The sequence below is a fragment of the Neoaquamicrobium sediminum genome, assembly GCF_013240295.1.
GTDB classification, from domain to species: domain Bacteria; phylum Pseudomonadota; class Alphaproteobacteria; order Rhizobiales; family Rhizobiaceae; genus Aerobium; species Aerobium sediminum.
The window spans coordinates 819,465-837,598 of sequence record NZ_JABETK010000001.1; the positions used below are offsets into that span (position 1 = coordinate 819,465).

An 18,134-nucleotide genomic window follows, 5' to 3' on the forward strand; every position below is an offset into this window, starting at 1 on the left:
GCAGCAGCGCCAGTGGCCTGGTTTTGCGCCGCCCAATGGCCGGTTTTTGCTCCGCCGTTGACAGAGTGGGAGGCGATCGCCCATAACCTGACCAGGTGCCGGAATTACCTCTACAGCCTGTCGGTCAATCCCGATCTTGGCCAGGGGCAGCTCAGCCGGGCGCAATATCTCGACTACGCCGACCGTGTCGAGAAGGCGCTCGGGCTTGCGGGCCAGCCGCGCGCGCTCGTCTTTCATATCAAGGACGGGCGCGAGCATTGTCATATCGTCTGGTCGCGCATCGATGCGCGGGCGGGCAAGGCGATCCACCAGCCCTTCGACCATGACAAGCTGATGATGGTGACGCGGGAATTCGCCCGCGATCACGGGCTGGCGCTGCCCGAAGGTTATGCGCGCGGTGGTGATGAGCGGAAGAAGAAGACGCTCTACGAGATGCAGCAGCAGAAATCCTCCGGCATCACCAAGGAGGAGCGCATGGCGGCGGTCACCGCCGCCTGGAAGCGCAGCGACAGCCCGCGTGCTTTCGTGCGCGCGCTCGAAGAGCTGGGCTATGTCCTCGCCACCGGCAACCGGCCCTATGTGCTGGTCGATCTCTACGGCAACATGAATGCGCTGCCGAAGCTGATCGACGACCGGTCGGTCCGCACCAAAGACATCCGCGCCTTTCTGGAAGCCGAATTCCCGCCCGAATCCCTGCCAAGCGTCGATGAGGCAAAAGCGCTGGTCGCACAGCATCGTCAGGCGCGCGAGGATTTCGCCAGAAGCCAGCGCGACGGCAAGGCGCTCGACAGGCTCAAGGCTGCCCAGGCCGCACGGCGGCAGAAGGTCGAGGCGGCGCAAGCGTCCTTGCGGGCACGCCATCGCGATGAGCGGGCGGCGCTGGCGCGGGATCAGCTTGCCGCGCGGCAGGCGCTGAAGGCGCGTTATCTCGCTGAGGTCCGGCGGGTGAAAGCGGCGCGCGCGGCTGCCAGGCCGACCGGGCTTGCGGCCTTTCTCGGGCGGGTGACGGGCGTGTCCTTTGTCCTCGCGAAGATCCACAAGCATCGCGACGCGCAGCGTCATGCGGCCTTTATGACGGAGAAAGCGGCGCTTGCGGAGCGGCAGGCCGATGACAAACGCGCCCTCGCACACCGCCAGGCGTTGCAGGCCGTCACTATCGCGCGGGAAGTGCGGGCGCTGGCGCAGATCGAGGCGCGGGAGCTGAAAAGCTTCGAAGTCGCGCAGCGCCGTGAAGAGCGCGTGCGCCACCGCGCGGGCCATGACCACATGCCGGCGCTCACTCTGGCGCTGAAGCCCAAAGGCCGGTCCGCCGCACCGCACAAGGCGAAGGATCGCTTTCGCAAGCGCGATCATCAGCGTGATGATGATCATCATGATCGTCATGCTGATCGTGGGGTCCAGGATCAGGAGATCGTCATCACCGTCGATCGGCAGGAGAAGGAACAGGGCAGCGCGTTGCGTGAAGCCTTTGCCGGGTCGGTGCGGCCGGCGGTGAAAGAGGATCAGCGCGGCGGGCGTGAGGAGGGCGAGCGTGGTGATGGCGGCGGCGGTGGCGGCGGCGATGATGGTCGTCGCCGCCGACGGCGGCGGCGGGCGCGGGAAGTGGCGGCGGAGGTGCCGGCGCAGCGCGGTCCCGATCCGGGCGCGCCCGCCACCGGCCTGCCGGAGGTGCACTGGACCGAACTGCCGCTCGCCGACAAGTTCCGGGACGCGGCGCGGGATCGCGATGGCGGCAGCGATGATGGCGGGTCCGGCGGGCGGCGGATCAGGCGCTCACGTTCCGCCCGCGGGCCGGAGCACGGTGAGGACGGGAAGGATTTTGAGCGGGAGCGGTGATCTGTACGCGAAGGCGTATAAAGCCGCGATTTACGCGACCGCGTATGGCGGTGGCTGCGGTTGACGGGCTGTCTTTGAGGTAGGGCCGTTTTGTGTACTGTGGGTACACGAAAATGAGCATTCTCAAAGAGCAGCGCGGCCATGAATCGCACGTCAGGGATCGCTGCAGGGTGCGCCCGCGGGCTATTTGTCTAATATCGTCAAGCCGTTAGCAGAATATACGTGTAACTTCACGGCATCAAAGACGTGCAGACGCACGCCATATCGCCCGGATTTTTCGCTGTCCTCATTTTCGGCCGCGGACTATTGATCGCCGAGAAAGTAGTATCCTCTGGCAAAGCCGCCACGCTCCGCACGCTTCCTTCGCACCAGAGCCATCAGTTCGTCCTCGTTGGCGCCATACTGGCCGGCAAGGGCAAGAGCCACCTCGATCAGGTCAGCCAATTCCTCACACTTGGCGCCGGCATCAGTAGCGTGAAGCAGTTCGGCATGCTCTTCGCTGAGCTTGTCGTACAGCGCGTCGCGAAACGCCTTGTCCTGCAGAATTTTGATCTCCGGTTTGCGGCCGGAAGCTTCGATGATTTCGGGGATGCGATCGCGCACCAGCTTGTTCCTGCGCCGGAAGTCCGTCTCATCGCTCGCGCGTTTCGCGCGGTTACAGGTGAAACACAAGGCCTGCAGGTTTTGCGGATCATCGAGGGGTATCAGGCGGCCGTTGAGCCGCACCTTGCCGTTCTTGTCGGCCTTTGCCCGGGGCACGATGTGATCGATGTCGATCGGGCGCACCTCGGCGGCGATTCCGCAAAGCTGGCATTTGCCGTGCGCCTCCTTGAGGACGGCATAGCGGATGGAGGCATTGGCCTTCACCGTGGGATCGGCTGAGCTCTTCTTGTCGAGCCAGGCCGCGATCTTTTCTTCGCAGAGCTGCACGGCCGCCTGCCTCTGGGCAGGGTTGTCGGGGCAGACCGTCAGCCGGAAGACGCTTCCTTTGCGCTCATAGTCAACGATGCCATGCTTGGTGAGCGTGATCTTGGGCCAGCGCATGACGATCCTTTCATAGTACTCCTGCACCGACGTATCGTAGGAGGCGAGGATCGCAGCGAGTTCTGACTTGGTGCGGACGCCCTCGTGCAGCAATAGCTCCCTGATGATGACCGGCTGATACAGGTCGGTCATGGACATGCGGTTGTTGAGGAAATCCAGAAGATCTGTGCTGTTCACCGCAACATCCTTCTGCCCTGGCGATGCCCTGGCAAGTTCTGTGTACCTTTGCAGGCGGGGTAGTTCACGCAGCCGAGGAACGTGCCATTTCGTCCTTGGCGTTCGACGAGCCAACCGTCGGCGCAGGTAGGACAGCCCGGGAAGTTGGCACCGCAGCTGCAATGATAGTTGTCTTGGTCGGCTTGACTCTTCATGGGCAGACCGCTGCCGCAGACGTTGCACGGTTTGAGGGTCTGGCCGCAGAGATGGCGGTGCTCACAGGCATAATACGTACCGCCCGCCTTCGCGGTCTGCGCGAGCAGACGGCCGCCGCATGACGGGCATGGGCGCGGGGCCAGGTCGGGCGCGCCCGTCTCGTTGGTCTCGTATTCAGGATAGGCGACCAGTTCCCGCACAAAGGTTGAGGGTTTTTCCTGGTCGGCGAGGATGGTCACGGTATGGCGGGCGCGGGTCAGCGCCACATAGAACAGCCGGCGTTCTTCCGCATGCTCGAAATTCTCAGGGTCCGGCAGAACCAGATCGAGCAGCGGATCATCGACGATCTCCGACGGGAACCCCATCGTGTCGGAGGCGGCGCGCAGGATGATAACATGGTCGGCTTCAAGACCCTTGGACGCATGGACCGTCATGAAGCGGATCGCAAGGCTGGGGAACGCGCGGATCAGGGTCGGGAGCGCGGCGGGTTTGGCATGATGGTAACGGCCGAGCAGGAGGACGCTCGTGTTGGGCGCGGTGCGGGTGTCCAGGCGCTCAAGCGCCGCCCGGAACGCCGCTCCTTCTTCGTTGCGCTTGTAATAAGCGACGGTGATCGCGGGGCTTGCCGTCGTGGCGGCCGGCTTGACGGTCTTCTTGATCTGGGCCGGATTGCGCAGCACGAAGCGCCGCGCCGCGTGGGCGATTTTGTCGACACTGCGGAAGGTCCGCCCCAGATCGACGATGCTGTGTACGGCGTCGGTGCCGGCAAAGCGGCCGCCGAATTCTTTGCCGAAATCGCGCATCAGGTGGATGTCCGATCCGGCGAAGCGGTAGATCGATTGCCAGTCATCGCCGACCGCGAACAGGCGCGCATCCTCATGCTGCGCTTGCAAGGCGCGCAGCAGTTGGGCCCGCCCTGCGGAGATATCCTGGAACTCATCGACGAGAATATGCCGGTACGGGCTCTTGTAGCGGCCGCTCTGCACATGGGCCGTGGCGCGCACGATCATGTCCTCGAAATCGATCATATCGCCCAGTCGCGCCTCATAGGCGTCGATCAGCGCGTCGAAAATCTTCAGGAACGCGCGGCTGCGCGGTACATCCTGCGCGTTGGCGGCGCGGGCTTCGCAGCTTGCGATGGTCGCGCCCGCGCTTTTGAAATGCCGCAGGAAGGTGGCGAGCGTCTGCGTGAAGGCATCCACCTGTCCCATTGCGGCGAGTGCGGCGAAGAGCCGGTCTTCGGCCACGGGTCTGAGCGTGACGTGAGGCGCGAGCTTGGCCTTGAGATTGGCGAGCAGCGTGCCCTCGACCTTCTCATAGCTGAAGGTCTCGATCAGGGTCGTGCCGTTCGTCGCGTGCAGTTGGCGCTTCCATGCCATGTCGGCCAGATAGCGCGCGCGGTCGATATGGGGCGCGGTCGTGAGGCGGGTCGAGCCGTCCGGTTCGCGCGCCTTCCTGACCCCGAAATGTTCGATATAGATGCCGCTTTCCGTCAGCCGGAAATCAGGCCGGTAGGGGCCGCGCGCATCCGGCGGGAGCGGTCCCTCATAAAGCGGCTCATATTCATGCGCGATACCCTGACGATAGAGCCAGTTGGCGATCTCCCATTCCTCGAAGCTCTTGACGCGATCGCCGTTCAGGGTGCGCAGCTCATGCGCCTCCACCCAGCGGAAGTACGCGTCCTGCGTCTTGAAATCCCACTCGGTCTTGTACGGCCAGTAGAAAGTCGAAAACCAATCCATCAGCAGCGTGCCCAGGCCGGCCGTGGAGGCGACCTCATCGAGCAAGATGTCGCGCAGCAGCGTCCGGAATTTCGCGTCGTCGCTGGCATGAGCGGCCAGCGCCGGGCCTTTGCCCTCGACCGTGCGGATGATGCGATTGCCGAGCGCATGAAATGTCAGCGCGTCGACATCGACACCGGCCCGCTCCTTGATACGGGCGGCCATTTCGGCGGCGGCGTCCCGGCCGAAGGCGAGAAGCAATATCTCTTCCGGCCGGCGGATGCCGCGCTCGATCAGATAGGCGGCCTTGGCGACGATGACGCTGGTCTTGCCCGAACCCGCCCCGGCGAGGACCAGCGTGGCATCCTCGTCCGTCACGACAGCAAGGCGTTGTTCGGGCGTGAGCGGATTTTTCTCGATGTTCTCGAAAAAGCCGTTCATCGCGGCCAGCTCGGAGGCGATGAAGCGGGCGATGGCGGCGCGGCGCGCCTCTTCCGGTTGGTCCCGGAAGGTGCGGACGGTGGCGATCAGCCGTTCCTGATCACCTGACAGGACGCCCTCGGGGATGGCGGTTGGCAGGCAATCGATGATGGCGGTGGCGCGCGTCAGGAACGGCGCGAGCAGGCAGGCTGCCGGGTAGCGGCGGGGCTGATCGAGCCGGCTTACGGCGTCAGATAGCGCGCGCAGTTCATCTTCGGCGGCGGCGCACTGCTCACGTATGTAGGCATGAAAGGCGTCATTGGCAGACGCGATGAAGCGGGTGGCCTCGGGGACGGCAACGCCGGCAAGCCTGGCCGTGTGGTTGCCCGCAAGGGGGATGGTGACGGTGGTGAATCCCAGCGTGCTGGACAGTCGGGCCGGTCCGGCCCAGGCGGTAAAGGGCGCCTGATGGCGGCCGCCCAGCAGCGTGATGCCCGAGCCGGTTTGTTCGGCGGCCCAGGTCGCGTGGCCCATCGCGCGCAGCAAAGCGCCGGGCCATTTGCGTCTTCTGAGTGTCTTTGGCGCGCTCGTCATCAGGTGCCGGCGCTTTCGATCAGCGCGTTGCGGGCCGTCTGGTAAGCGTCGTGCAGCGCCTCGTGGCCTTCGAGCCCTTCGAGCGCGTAGAGATTCAGGAACTGGCGGCCGGCGAAAAGCTTGCGGTCGACGGGGCTGAGCTGTGCTTCATCGCAGATCGCGGGCCAGTGTCGGGCGATCGTTTCCAGTTGCTGTTCGATCAGCGCGGCGGCTTCGGCGTCCTTGAGGTGGTAGTCGGGGGCGGCATTGAGGCAGGTGGCGAGTGTGCTGGAGCGGGCGTCGCCCTTGATCAGCATCGCCTGTGTGGCTTCGCTGCCGGTGCGGCTTTGCGGGCAGATGTCATAGGCCGGCGTGAGGGTCAGGTTCTGCCCGTCCCAGAAGGCGGCGTGATTGCGCGCGTGGTCGTCGGTATTGCCGCAGAGAATATTGAAGCAGATGCGGCCGTAGAGTTCCCGCAGCGTATCCTTCGGGTCGGTGAAGCGGTGGCGGATCAGTTCGGCGAGGTCTTCGTAGGAGGCGTAGCGGGCCATCATCTCATCGAGGCCGAGCATGGTCAGCGCTGAAACCATCGCGCGCCGGGTCCAGCCGTTTTGCGTGTGGGTGCGGTCGAAGCGCTCGATCAGGAGCACGTCCTTCTGTGCGGCGCGGGTCATGGACACGGGGGCGGCGTTCAGGCCGCAGGATGCGGCCAGCCTCATCGCGATGAATTCCGCCTTCACCACGCTGTGCGTGTCGTTGCCGGCTGAGAATTTGGCGATGAATTTCCTGTCGTCGTCATCGACCAGCGCCTTGGGGCGGGCGCCGCCGATCGAGGTGCCGTGATTGAGGGCCTGGTCGAGCGCCGGGGTGAGCGGCAGGCCCTTTTCGATCAAAGCCGCCGCTTCCTGGAGTTCGGCGAGCGAAGCCTGTGCGGCAAGGCGGGGGACATACTCTGTCGCTGATTGTTGGAAATCCAGCGCGCCGATACGGTCGGAGCCGGAATGCAGGAGATAGGTCAGCTCGCTGATCTCGGGGATGCCGGCGGCATCGGGCTTGCTGCCGGTGAGCCGGTTGATGATCACCCGGCGGCCCCAGGCGTCGGGCGAGGCGTCGCGGATGCAGCTGGCCATATTCAGGCCGTTGAGCGGGGCAATCGTGCCTTCCTGGAGCGGCAGCTCGGGCTCATAGAGCGCGATCGCGTTGTCGCGGCGGCGGTAGCTTGCGCCGTAGGTGAAAAGCAGGCGGTTGCCATCCTGTACGAGCCGGCCGGCCACCACCGGCTCCGTGGCGTCCGGCAGCCAGACCCAGACGAAGGCCTCGGTGGGGTCGGTGTTCGTGGCGGCTTTCCTTGTCGTGGCTTTTCTTGTTGCGCCCGTCTTAGAAGTCATCATCGACCTCCTTCACACTGTGGCGGACGCTTTTGGGCAGCAGGGTCAGTTTTTCATCGAGGCGGGCATTGTGCATCTGGAGCGTGCGCTCGTCATAGTCGAACAGCCGCACACCCACGATGGAGGCAACCTCGAACACGATGCCGATCTCAGGTCCCGGTGCGCCCTTTTCGATGCTGGACAAGGTCGTGCGGCTGATGCCGGCACGGTCGGCCAGTTCCTGCGCGGTCAGGCCGCGTTCGGCCCGGCCGATGCGGATCAGCTTGCCGAGCATCGCCAGCGCCTGATGCGTCACCCTTGAATAGCTTCTCTTGCGCGGCACGTCCGTTGTCCTGTCTGTTCATTGGTTTGGTCGCAAGGCGCGTTGATGTGCAGAATTTTGTACATTATGGCATGGTGACAGGTGGGGTGTCAAGTTTTGTTCATTTGATTGGACATAAGAGTTTTTCGCGTCCAAAATTCTGGACGTTAAAGGAGGTGGCGATGGAGAGCTATGAGCAGGAGCGTGTGGCGGCGCTGGATCAGCAGGTCGGGCTGTCATGAAGGTCGGGTACTCGGAATTCTCGTACGGTTATGCCTTCACCGAAAACCTGATCCGCGGTTCGGCTTCGGCCCCGACCGGCGCGCCGATCTTCCCGAACCTCGTGCAGGAGGCGAAGGCAGGCTATGACGTGCGGATCGATTTCCCGCGGTCCCGCTTTTCTTTCAGTACAAGCTGCCCGAGTTGCTTACGCGTACCAGCGCGTTCGAGATTGCCGGCGGCAAGTGTCCCGGACTGACGCTTGAATTCTTCAGGATCGCGCTCATGCGCCGGGATGTGTCGGACCAGCACCGGCTGCTGATCGATTGGGAAGGCCGCTATCCCGGCCAGGTGTTTTATGCCGCGCCCTGCCTGAGGGATGGGGCGGCGTTCAACAAAGCCTATAACGCTGTAGATGTTGCGCGCAGCTCAGCCCTGTTTTCTCCTGTCGCGATAGGGCCGCTGCCGGACGACAAGGTGCATACCATCGCCTACAAGCCGGGCCTGTCTTACGGGTATTTCTGCTCCGAGCCCAAAGAGATCGCGGTCGAGACCTTCGACAGCCTGACCGGGCGTCTGCCCGCGCTGTTCAAGGACAAGCGCTTCGGGGATTTCAGGGGCACGGCGCGGGACGTGCGCAGCGCCGTGCGCGAGGCCGCATCGCCGGCCTTGCGTCAGGCGGAGAATGGCATTGCCGGCAGGTTGCGGCAGGCGCTGCCGCCGGATGGTGCCGACGGCGCGGCGCAGCCTGATCGGGCGGAGGCCATCCTCGATGTACTTGTTGCCCGGGAGATCGCTCGTATCGATCTGGGAATTGATCTCGTAATCGCGCAGCCGCGCTGATTGGTGCCGTCTGACGCGGGCGCGTCCGGCCTGGCCGGACCGGGCTCTAGCCTGGCGGCCCGAGCCGGTGTCTCGGCCCATACGGGTGACGATCCCTCGCGCGGATTAAGGAGGGCTCGGGAGCCCACCAGGCAAAGCAGGCCGGCCTGCTGTCCGGATCGCCGTCGCCCCTCCTCGGGTGAGGGCGACGGACGGCTCCGGACGAAGCAGGCGCAAGTCAGGAGGAGTCCTGTCCAAGGGACAGGTCCTCAAAGCTGCCCATTTCGGAAACCAGACCCCGCGCCCGCAGCGCGGCATCAGCGCCGGCATACCCCGCTTTCAGAAGGAGCGCGCATTCCTGCTGTGAAAAGGGATTGAGACGCGTGCGCAGATTTGCCGCCGCAAGCGCTTCATCCTTGGTCAGGGGTAGCGTATCGGCAAGGCCGTATTCGTAGGGCGCGGTTGCAATGTCCCAGTAAGCGACACGGCGCTGTTCCAGATTGGCCATGCCAAACAGGATGCGGCGGCGCGCGTTCTCCGCCTGCTGCTGGATGACGCTGAGCGTCCTGAACATCTGGCCGATCCAGCGCCCACTGGGTCGCCCAATCTCCGGCACAGTCTTCCCGGCGTTGCTGACGAGTATGGTCCGGCAGCGTTTCCAGATACGCTCCAGCCCGAGATTGTCGTACACGCCGCCATCGGTCAGGACAGCCTCCTCGATGAAAGGCGCGTGATGGAGATCGGCGCCTTCCGCCGGTTTCACAAGCTGGGCGCTCAGGTCGATGCGAACCGGTGAAAGCACGGGTGGAAAGGCTGAGGATGCAGTCACTACCCTTGCCAACGGCAGGGTCGGACGATCGATCAGGCCGACGCGGTAGTCGGCGGCGTAGGCCTTGGAAAAACGCCAGCCGCTGCCGGTCTGGAGGTTGGTCGCCATGAAGGTGAACCGCGGCTGATCGGTGATGTCCTGCAACCCGGCCCCGTCAAACAAATGCCGGTCATAGGCCCGCACAAGACTGTCGGCGGCGCTGCACCCCGGAAGCAAGCCGTAGAGAATGGCGCGGATATCGATGCCCTTGCCGGCGAAAGCCAGGAGCGGTTTCGCGATTACGTCTCTGAAATTCCCGGCCCGGCCGTCCTCATCAAATGTCAGAAGCGACCATTTGAGCGCCAGAAGGGCGGCGGTGATCGATCCGCCTGAGACGCTCGCCACCTCGTCCAGCCGCGCAAGCAGCCCCGCCGCATTCAGACGGTGCAGCACGCCGACATGGTAGATCATCGCCCGGTAGCCGCCGCCCGACAGGCAGAGCCCGATCCGGTCTTCGATCTTGCGCGCCTGAAGGAAATCGCCGGTCGCACCATTGGCGGCGAACAGGCCCTGTATGTCATTGACAGGAAGGTCGGCGCTCACGACGGGCCATCCGACGCAGCGATGTCCGTTCCCGCCAGGATGACGGACAGTGATCCGCGATCACCGGCAATCAGCATCAGGGCCGGCAGTCCCTCATTCTCCAGTTCGCCGGTGAGCCAGCAAATCTGGCGTATGTCGGTGACGCTCGGGCGGGTGGACGAACCGGCCGGATGCGAATGCCACTCGCCCACATAGCGTATCTGATGGAGGGCGCGGTCCGCGGCTTGCTGCACCTTGGCGGCAAGGCCGGTCACACCGCGCTCGAATCCCGTCACAGTACCGCTGCTGTCAGGGGGTTCCGCCAGCGCCTGTATGACATGAATGGTGCGGCGGCTTGTGTCGATGATGCCGAGCAGGATGCCGCCTGTCTCCCGCGGCAGATGCGCCGTACGCAGCGCCGTAATCTCACCGGCGACCGATTGGCTGTAAGTGACCGTCCAGTCGCCGAGCGTCTGACGCTCTACGGCGTCGCCCGCCTGCTGGCGCAGTGATACGGCGTTGTGTTCATCGAGAGTCCAGATACGGATCGCGGACTCGTCCGACGATGCGGCGTCGACCACGGCTTGCGCGGCAATAGCGCTGAGCAGCGCCGCGCGGCCTGCGGGGATGCGATTGGTGACCGCCCGGCAGGACCCGCTATAGCGCAAGCCTGGTGTCAGCGGCTGAAGGTGGGCGGCAAGCCCGTCTTCCAATTGCAGCATCCGGTGATACTGCGCTTCGAGATCGTGCAGCGTAACATCCCGGTTTGCGCTTTCGGCCAGCAGTACGATCGCTGTGCCGGCGGGATTGAAGAAGAGGGACAGGCGCCGGCCCCGCACGTCCGCAAGGCCGGACAAGTGCCGCGATACGGCGACAGAGGCCGAGGCGTCGATGATGAGGTCGGCCTGTGCCAGTTGCTCTTCCAGCTGCGGCTTCACATCCGGCGCGGGGGCGAGGATGTCGGCTGCGATCGGTATGGCTTTTTCGCCCAGCAGAATGTCCAGGCGGCGCGCCAGACCGAGGACTTTCGGTGCGCCAATATCGATCGGATACAGGGCGTGTCGCGCCAGATTGTGGGGAGTAGCACGTCATTATCGACAAGCGTCCAGCAAAACCGGCCCTCGCGCGCGAGATTGACGGCCAGCTGCGAACCCAACGCGCCTGCGCCCACCAGCACGACCGGCCGCTTGTCCGCTTCCGGGAGGCCGCTGACGGCTGCGCCTGTGTTGCGGTCGAAGGCGAGATGCACATCGACAGGATCGATCGGCAGGGGCGGCAGCGTCTGTGCGGGCGTAGCACCGATCAGCTTCACATAGGCCTTGGCGGAGCCGACGGCACTATTGTTCTGCCCGAGGAGGCCGAGAGCCTCGCCGACATCCCCGGCTGTTGCGTGCGTGACGAAGGCGCGCAAATCGTCCGAGGCCCGGCCGCCCGCGTCAGTGATCGGGAAAGCGATGATGAGAGCGAGGTGCGCGTTGAGACGCCGAATGGCCTCTGCACCCAGACCCGACCAGGTAGTGATCTTCTCCTGCAAGATCGCCGCGAGATCGATCCCGCATTCTTTCAGCTGGGCAGCCAGTCCTGCGAGAGTCCGCGGGGCCTGCCGCAGACGCCCCATGCCCTGCGGCGCGGCGCGCAGCGCCACCACGACGAACGCCGTAGGGGCATTGCTATCAGCATCGGCGACGCGGGTGATGATCATCCGCTCGTTTTCTTCGAGCCTGTATCCGAGGAGTTCGGGTGGAGTTTCCCGTTCTTCCAGTGCTGCGGCGGGAACCACGATGCTCGACGGATTGTGGAAGAACAGCGGTTCCAGCGGCTGGGCCGGGTCATGCAGTTCACCCCGCGCGGCCTTGGCGAGCCAGAGCTGGATTCGCCGCAGAAAATCGGCCAGCGTGAATGACAGCTGCGCCTCGTGCCAGGGGCGGTCGTCGACGCACAGCGACAACGGATCGCCTTCGCGCGTGCAGTTCTGATGCATCGTGTGCGGGAATTCGGCGCGCAGGGCGAGGACCGCCGGCTGGAGGGTCTCGCTGCCGAACAGGACGGCGATCGGCTCCACGGCGCGGATGGGAGCGGCCAGGTCCTGCGGGCGCTCCACTTCGATGTCGAGCAGCAGGCCGGCAAGGGCGCGGTCTTCCGTTTCCCGTGCCTCTATGATCGTGATCCCGGGGGCAAGACCCTTTGCAATATGCGCGGCGAGCTGCCGGACGGGGTCGACCGCGCATGAGTCGGGCTCGACCACGGCTCCCAGTTCGGCCCACCACGGATGCAGGTCCGCCATCGCCTTAGCCCGCACGCGCCGGCGTCGAGATGATGCTCGCCGCGCCCGCAGCCGCCGACACCAGAAGCAGCTGCGCTCCGCGTTCATTAACCTGAACCCGGAGCGGTTTCGGTCGGGCGGCAGAGGGCGATTCCATCGTCACCTTGAAGCTGCCGTCTGCTTCCCGCGCCACGCGCTTGTAGTAATTGCCCGCCTGCCGGTGCGGGGGCTGAACGTCACGATCCTCGGCGCTGCCCTTCACCGGCATCGGCTTGCTGGTCGACACCATGATGTGGCGCGCGCGCCCCTGCGTCTCGCACAGCCATTCGACATGCTCCGTGGGCGCGGTCTCATCCTCGCCCTTGTCCCAGCCAATCGCTGTGTAGGAACAATGGTGGGGAACCTTGAAGATGTCCCACAGGAGGCGGTCCGCGCGCCCGTGGCGCTTGGTGGTCACGACAATCTGGTCGATGGAATCGGCGTGGATGTCGGACATGAACAGCGCGTAGGTTTCGCGGCCGCCTTCAAGGAAGGTGGCCTGGAAGACCACGCTGTCCTGATTGCGGTCGATGACCTCGTTTTCATTCTGGCGCCAGCCGAACGGGCTGTGGATGAAAAACTCGACGCGCTCGGGGCCGAACTTGGAGTAGGTCGGCACGACATTGCCCGCGTCGGTGATGAGGTGGTCGCGGGACTCAAGAGTCAGCCCCTGCGCCTCCAGCCAGGCGCGCAGCTTCTTCGGACGGGAGAAAACGCGGATGCCATACCCTTCGCGCAGCCGGTGGCGGGCCTCCTGCCGGATGATGCGGGCACTGTCCTCGCAGCCATCTTCGAGGATGGCGGCAGCGGGGACCCAGAGCTCCCTGATCTTGATGCGCCCTTCGCCCTGGTACTTGCGGGCATGGTCGAGCCAGAAGAAATCGCCCGCGCCGCAGCAATGGTCGTCATCCAGATGGGTAAAGCAGACCACGTTGTAATAGTCGCGCTCCGCCGCCCGCAGGTCGGCCTTCAGCTCCGCCGGAAGGTCAATTCGCTTGTCAAAGGGATCGAGCGGGTTGCGCATGTCCGCATAGTCGACCAGCAGCTTGTCGCCGTTGGCGAGGTCGATGCGGGTACAATCGGCGTTGCCGAGGGGGTGAAAGGTCAGTGTTGCCGTCATTTTGGTCTCCATCGATATGTCAATGCCTTGCGTCCTCTGGCCTTTGACCGGAGGGAGGTCACCAACCGCGATCACGCACGGAATCTGTTGACGGCCTCATGCTCATGGGGTAACTAAATATACGGGTCGTGTTTTGATGTCAATATAGTTTTGATACCCATCTGTGAGAGGCGCGCATGAGCGAGGAAAACCCCGGGATTCGCTGGGGTGTGGAGCAAAGGCTGGAGTTCATAGAGTTCCGGCTGTTTTGGGAGGGCGGCGTGAATCGTTCGGACATCATCGACATGTTCGGCGTCTCCGTGCCGCAGGCTTCCAAGGACCTGTCCCTCTATCAGGAGGTGGCCCCCGGCAATGTGGATTACGACAAGAGCGCCAAGCGCTATATCCCCGCGCCGCGGTTCGCGCCGCGCTTCCTCAAGCCCGACCCCGACACTTACCTGTCCCGGCTGCGCTCGCTGGGCGAAGGCCTCATAAGGAAGGAAGAATCGTGGATCGCGCATGTCCCGCCGATCGACATCGCGCTCACGCCCCATCGCGACATCGACACGGACGTTTTGCGGGCCGTGCTGACAGCCGTGCGCGACGGGGAGTCACTGGAAATTCTCTATCAGTCGATGAACCGCGAGCGACCGGACCCCGTCTGGCGGCGCATCACGCCGCACGCCTTCGGGTTTGACGGCTTCCGCTGGCACGTGCGCGCCTATTGCCACATCGATCACAAGTTCAAGGACTTCCTGCTGCCGCGATCATTGGAAACCCGTAATCCGGGCGAACCTGGCGCCAAGGGCGCGGATGATTGGTGCTGGGTGGAAACCTTCGATGTGGTGATCGCCCCGCATCCCGAACTAACGCCGAGCCAGCAGGCCGTGGTGGCGAAAGATTACGGGATGAATGACGGCCAGTGTGTGCTGCCAATCCGTTACGCCATGCTGTTTTATGTCCTGAAACGACTTGGACTATTGGGCGACCCGGAAAAACAGGAGCCGCGCAGGCAACATATAGTTGTTTTGAATAAAGCGGACGTGCAATCTGCACTGGAACGGGCGGAATCTGCTGAAATGATTACGGAAATTGCAGAAATCAGCGCTTCGGCGCAGTAGGACGACGCATGGCAAGGTTGGAAGACATAAGGGCGGGGGCTATGGTGCGGGGCATTGCGCCCCAGCAGCCTGTACAGGTCGTGTCCGTGGACTGGATCGGGCAGCAGGCCCTTAATGTCGTCTATCGCCATCCCGCCGGAGCGGTCGCCGAGAGCACGCTCTATCGCGATGACGAGCACCGGCTGGAAATCGATGCCAAGGGGCGGTTGTGGGCCTTCGATGCGGACGGCGCATTGCTGCGGCTCGTCACCGAGGCGAACCGCATCAAGCTCGCCCATTATTTCGATCCCTATCTTGCCATCCACACCAGCCTGGTCGATCCGCTGCCGCACCAGATCTCCGCCGTGTACGGTGAAATGCTGCCGCGTCAGCCCTTGCGCTTCCTTCTGGCCGACGATCCCGGCGCGGGCAAGACGATCATGGCCGGCCTGCTGATGAAGGAGCTGATCGCGCGCAGCGATCTTGATCGCTGCCTCGTCGTCGCGCCGGGCAGCCTCGTTGAGCAATGGCAGGACGAGCTTGGCGAGAAGTTCAGCCTGGAGTTCGACATCCTCACCCGGGACATGATCGAGACGTCCCGGTCCGGCAACCCGTTCAACGACCGCAACCGGCTCATCCTGCGCCTCGACGTCCTGGCCCGTAACGAAGACCTGCAAGAGAAACTGCGCGCCGCCCAGGAATGGGACCTGATCATTTGCGACGAAGCCCACCGCATGTCGGCGACCTATTTCGGCGGGGAGGTGAAATACACCAAGCGCTACCAGGTCGGGCAGCTTCTCGGTCAGATGTGCCGCCACCTGCTGTTGATGTCGGCCACGCCGCATAACGGCAAGGAGGAGGATTTCCAGCTCTTCATGGCGCTCCTTGACGGGGACCGGTTCGAGGGACGGTTCCGGGACGGCGTCCATTATGCTGACACCGCCGACATGATGCGGCGGCTGACCAAGGAAGAGTTGCTGCGCTTTGATGGCCGTCCGCTCTTCCCCGAGCGGCGCGCCTATACCGTAAAATACGAACTCTCGGCGCGGGAGGCCGCCCTCTACAGCGCGGTGACGGAGTATGTCCGAACCGAAATGAACCGCGTGCAGCGGTTTGCCGATACGGACAACAAGAAGCGCAACAATGTCGGCTTCGCGCTTCAGATTCTTCAGCGCCGGCTCGCCTCGTCACCGGCTGCCATCTACCACTCGCTGAAAAGGCGCCGCGAACGGCTTGAGGTCGAGCTCGCTGAAGCACGCCTTGCCACGCGCGGGCGGCAGGGCATCGGTGAAGATGGCGTGACTTTGGAAACGCTGCGCAATATCGAGGAATACGGCCAGGAAGAGGTCGATGAGCTTGAGGAGCTGATCTCCACCGGGGCCACCACCGCCGAAACCGTCGATCAGCTGGCCCTTGAGGTTCAGACTCTCAAAGGCCTGGAAACGATGGCCCTGGAGGTCGTGCGGTCGGGCGAGGATACCAAGTGGGCGCAGCTCAACAACATTCTTGATGACGACCTTATGGTCGACAGCAACGGCAATCGCCGCAAGCTGATCATCTTCACAGAGCCCAAGGACACGCTTCATTATCTTGCCGACAAGGTCAAAGCGCGCCTTGGCAATCCGGACGCCGTGGAAGTGATCCACGGCGGCGTGACGCGCGAGGAGCGCCGCAAGGTCATCGAGCGCTTCATGCAGGATCGCGACATGCTCGTTCTCGTCGCGAACGATGCTGCCGGTGAAGGCGTGAACCTCCAGCGCGGGCATCTGATGGTCAATTACGACCTGCCCTGGAATCCCAACAAGATCGAGCAGCGCTTCGGTCGCATTCACCGTATCGGGCAGACCGAAGTCTGTCATTTGTGGAACATCGTGGCCGCGGACACGCGCGAGGGCGAGGTCTATGCCCGCCTGCTCGAAAAGCTGGAGGCAGCGCGCGAAGCGCTCGGCGGCCGCGTTTACGACGTTCTGGGCGAATTGTTCGAAGGCGTGGCCCTGAAGGATCTGCTGTTCGAAGCCATCCAGTATGGCGAGCAGGAGGAGGTGCGGGCGCGCCTGTTCAACCAGGTCGACGGCGCCGTCGACCAGCAGCATCTGCTCGATCTGTTGCAGCGCCGGGCGCTCACCAACGACACAATGCCCGAAGCCAAGGTGCATGAGTTGCGCCTGGAGATGGAGCGCGCCGAGGCCCAGCGGCTTCAGCCCCACCACATTCAAAGCTTCTTCGTCGAAGCCTTCCAGCAGCTGGGCGGTCGCCTGAAGGAGCGGGAGCCGGGGCGCTGGGAGATCACTCACGTACCGATGCGGATTCGCGAGCGCGACCGGCAGGTCGGCACAGGTGCGCCCATCCAGAAAAAATATGAGCGCGTCTGCTTCGAAAAGTCCCAGATCAACCAGCAGCCCGTGGCCACTTTCGTCTGTCCGGGCCATCCGCTTCTGGACGGCGGTGATCAGCATCATCCGGGAAGACTACGATCAGTTGATGAAGCAGGGCGCGGTGCTCGTGGATGATACCGATCCCGGTACAGAGCTGTCGGCTATTTTCCTGCTGGAGCATAGCGTTCAGGACGCGCGCCCGACCAGTACCGGCAAGCCGCATGTGATTTCGCAGAAACTGCAATTTGCAGCCATCGGCAAAGACGGCGTTGCCGTGAATGCCGGCATTGCTCCCCACCTGAATTTGCGGCCGGCGACGCCCGACGAGATCGCGCTTGCGCGGGCTGAACTCGCCGAGGATTGGTTGACCAACGAGCTTGAGCGCACGGCGATCAACTTTGCCACTGTCGAGCTGGCGCAGGGCCATGTGGCGGAAGTGAAAGCCCGGCGCATCCCTGAAATCGACAAGGTCGAGCAGGAGGTGAAGGCGCGCCTCAAAAAAGAGATCAACTATTGGGACAGCCGCGCCTTTGAGCTCAAGGAAGAGGAAAAGGCCGGCAAGAAGACGCGGCTTAACTGGCAGAATGCCGAGCGCCGGGCGGAGGATATCGCCGACCGCCTGAAGCGGCGGCAGGGCCAGCTGGAGCAGGAGCGCTTCATCACATCACAGCCGCCGCGCATTCGCGGCGGCATGATCGTCGTGCCGCGCGGGCTGCTGGATGCGCGCCGGACGGCGCAGCCCGGCAATGGCGCCGCACCGAGCGGTTTTTCGGAAGACCCGATCGCCCGCCGGGAAATCGAGATACTGGCTATGGATGCCGTCATGGCGGCGGAAAAGGAACTCGGCAACGTCCCGACCGACGTTTCCGCGCAGAAAGTCGGTTACGACATACTCTCGCTCGATCCGCGCAGCCAGCATCTGCGCTTCATCGAGGTCAAGGGCAGGATCGACGGCGCCGACACCGTGATGGTGACGCGTCAGGAAATCATCACGTCGCTGCATGAGCCGGAGAAGTTCATTCTCGCCGTCGTCCAGGTCGAGGGCGGATTTGCGCGGCAGCCGCGCATGTCCGGCGGCCTTTCAGCCAGGAGCCCGAGTTCGGTGTGACTGCCGTGCAGGTGCATCTTCCCAGCCTTCTTGAGCGCGCGGAGGTGCCAAAATGAACCAAGTG

The 18,134-nt window shown here is 63.8% G+C and carries 14 protein-coding genes; 6 read left to right on the plus strand and 8 right to left on the minus strand.

Annotated elements, in window-relative coordinates:
* The first annotated feature begins 57 nt into the window (after positions 1 to 57).
* Complete coding sequence (locus HK436_RS03945; protein ID WP_244648508.1) at positions 58 to 1,836, plus strand: relaxase/mobilization nuclease domain-containing protein; 1,779 nt, start codon at positions 58 to 60, stop codon at positions 1,834 to 1,836.
* Positions 1,837 to 2,139: 303 nt separating this feature from the next.
* Here HK436_RS03945 and HK436_RS03950 read toward each other — a convergent pair whose 3' ends face one another.
* From HK436_RS03950 to HK436_RS03965, 4 genes are read right to left on the minus strand one after another with little or no spacing between them, the layout of a single operon-like run.
* Positions 2,140 to 3,057, minus strand: a complete 918-nt coding sequence (locus HK436_RS03950; RefSeq protein WP_173187493.1) for an HNH endonuclease — start codon at positions 3,055 to 3,057, stop codon at positions 2,140 to 2,142.
* Positions 3,054 to 5,939, minus strand: a complete 2,886-nt coding sequence (locus HK436_RS03955) for a UvrD-helicase domain-containing protein (RefSeq protein WP_206680480.1) — start codon at positions 5,937 to 5,939, stop codon at positions 3,054 to 3,056. The genes HK436_RS03950 and HK436_RS03955 overlap by 4 nt, the downstream gene beginning before the upstream one ends.
* Positions 5,940 to 5,986: 47 nt before the next feature.
* Entirely contained in the window at positions 5,987 to 7,354 is a 1,368-nt protein-coding gene (locus tag HK436_RS03960; RefSeq protein ID WP_173189918.1) for a type II toxin-antitoxin system HipA family toxin, read from the minus strand.
* Positions 7,344 to 7,628, minus strand: coding sequence for a helix-turn-helix transcriptional regulator (locus HK436_RS03965; RefSeq protein ID WP_173187497.1), 285 nt, complete (start codon positions 7,626 to 7,628; stop codon positions 7,344 to 7,346). The genes HK436_RS03960 and HK436_RS03965 overlap by 11 nt, the downstream gene beginning before the upstream one ends.
* A 95-nt stretch (positions 7,629 to 7,723) precedes the next feature.
* On the opposite strand from HK436_RS03965, the gene HK436_RS03970 reads away from it, so the two are divergent.
* Together HK436_RS03970 and HK436_RS03975 are read left to right on the plus strand one after the other, a co-directional pair.
* Positions 7,724 to 7,897, plus strand: coding sequence for a hypothetical protein (locus HK436_RS03970; protein ID WP_173187499.1), 174 nt, complete (start codon positions 7,724 to 7,726; stop codon positions 7,895 to 7,897).
* 181 nt (positions 7,898 to 8,078) lie between these two features.
* Positions 8,079 to 8,717, plus strand: a complete 639-nt coding sequence (locus tag HK436_RS03975; protein WP_173187501.1) for a hypothetical protein — start codon at positions 8,079 to 8,081, stop codon at positions 8,715 to 8,717.
* A gap of 217 nt (positions 8,718 to 8,934) precedes the next feature.
* Here the strand turns inward: HK436_RS03975 and HK436_RS03980 are convergent, their stop codons facing one another.
* The 4 genes from HK436_RS03980 to mblB are packed head-to-tail and all read right to left on the minus strand — an operon-like array spanning position 8,935 to position 13,508.
* On the minus strand, positions 8,935 to 10,107 hold the full coding sequence (locus HK436_RS03980; RefSeq protein WP_173187503.1) for a patatin-like phospholipase family protein: 1,173 nt from the start codon (positions 10,105 to 10,107) through the stop codon (positions 8,935 to 8,937).
* Entirely contained in the window at positions 10,104 to 11,132 is a 1,029-nt protein-coding gene (gene cap2-3 / locus HK436_RS03985; RefSeq protein ID WP_512770948.1) for an anti-phage 6A-MBL system cap2_3 protein, read from the minus strand. Before cap2-3 ends, HK436_RS03980 begins: the two co-directional genes overlap by 4 nt.
* Complete coding sequence (locus HK436_RS03990) at positions 11,021 to 12,370, minus strand: hypothetical protein (protein ID WP_173187507.1); 1,350 nt, start codon at positions 12,368 to 12,370, stop codon at positions 11,021 to 11,023. The genes cap2-3 and HK436_RS03990 overlap by 112 nt, the downstream gene beginning before the upstream one ends.
* A gap of 4 nt (positions 12,371 to 12,374) precedes the next feature.
* A complete protein-coding gene (mblB, locus tag HK436_RS03995; RefSeq protein ID WP_173187509.1) occupies positions 12,375 to 13,508 on the minus strand; it encodes an anti-phage 6A-MBL system MBL-fold protein in 1,134 nt (377 codons plus the stop codon).
* Positions 13,509 to 13,684: 176 nt separating this feature from the next.
* Here mblB and HK436_RS04000 point away from each other — a divergent pair, with 176 nt between their 5' ends.
* From HK436_RS04000 to HK436_RS32845, 3 genes are read left to right on the plus strand one after another with little or no spacing between them, the layout of a single operon-like run.
* Positions 13,685 to 14,608, plus strand: a complete 924-nt coding sequence (locus tag HK436_RS04000) for a BrxR family helix-turn-helix transcriptional regulator (protein ID WP_173187511.1) — start codon at positions 13,685 to 13,687, stop codon at positions 14,606 to 14,608.
* Between the two features lie 8 nt (positions 14,609 to 14,616).
* Positions 14,617 to 17,097: a DEAD/DEAH box helicase gene (locus tag HK436_RS04005; protein ID WP_244648510.1), complete on the plus strand. Its 2,481-nt coding sequence runs from the start codon at positions 14,617 to 14,619 to the stop codon at positions 17,095 to 17,097.
* Entirely contained in the window at positions 17,033 to 18,070 is a 1,038-nt protein-coding gene (locus HK436_RS32845; RefSeq protein ID WP_312860486.1) for a protein NO VEIN domain-containing protein, read from the plus strand. The genes HK436_RS04005 and HK436_RS32845 overlap by 65 nt, the downstream gene beginning before the upstream one ends.
* Positions 18,071 to 18,134 lie beyond the last annotated feature (64 nt).

Coding starts and splice junctions, on each gene's coding strand:
- mblB (WP_173187509.1), bottom strand. CDS start 13,508: ATGACGGCAACACTGACCTTTCACCCCCTCGGCAACGCCGATTGTACC.
- HK436_RS04000 (WP_173187511.1), top strand. CDS start 13,685: ATGAGCGAGGAAAACCCCGGGATTCGCTGGGGTGTGGAGCAAAGGCTG.
- HK436_RS03965 (WP_173187497.1), bottom strand. CDS start 7,628: ATGCTCGGCAAGCTGATCCGCATCGGCCGGGCCGAACGCGGCCTGACC.
- HK436_RS04005 (WP_244648510.1), top strand. CDS start 14,617: ATGGCAAGGTTGGAAGACATAAGGGCGGGGGCTATGGTGCGGGGCATT.
- HK436_RS03990 (WP_173187507.1), bottom strand. CDS start 12,370: ATGGCGGACCTGCATCCGTGGTGGGCCGAACTGGGAGCCGTGGTCGAG.
- HK436_RS03960 (WP_173189918.1), bottom strand. CDS start 7,354: ATGACTTCTAAGACGGGCGCAACAAGAAAAGCCACGACAAGGAAAGCC.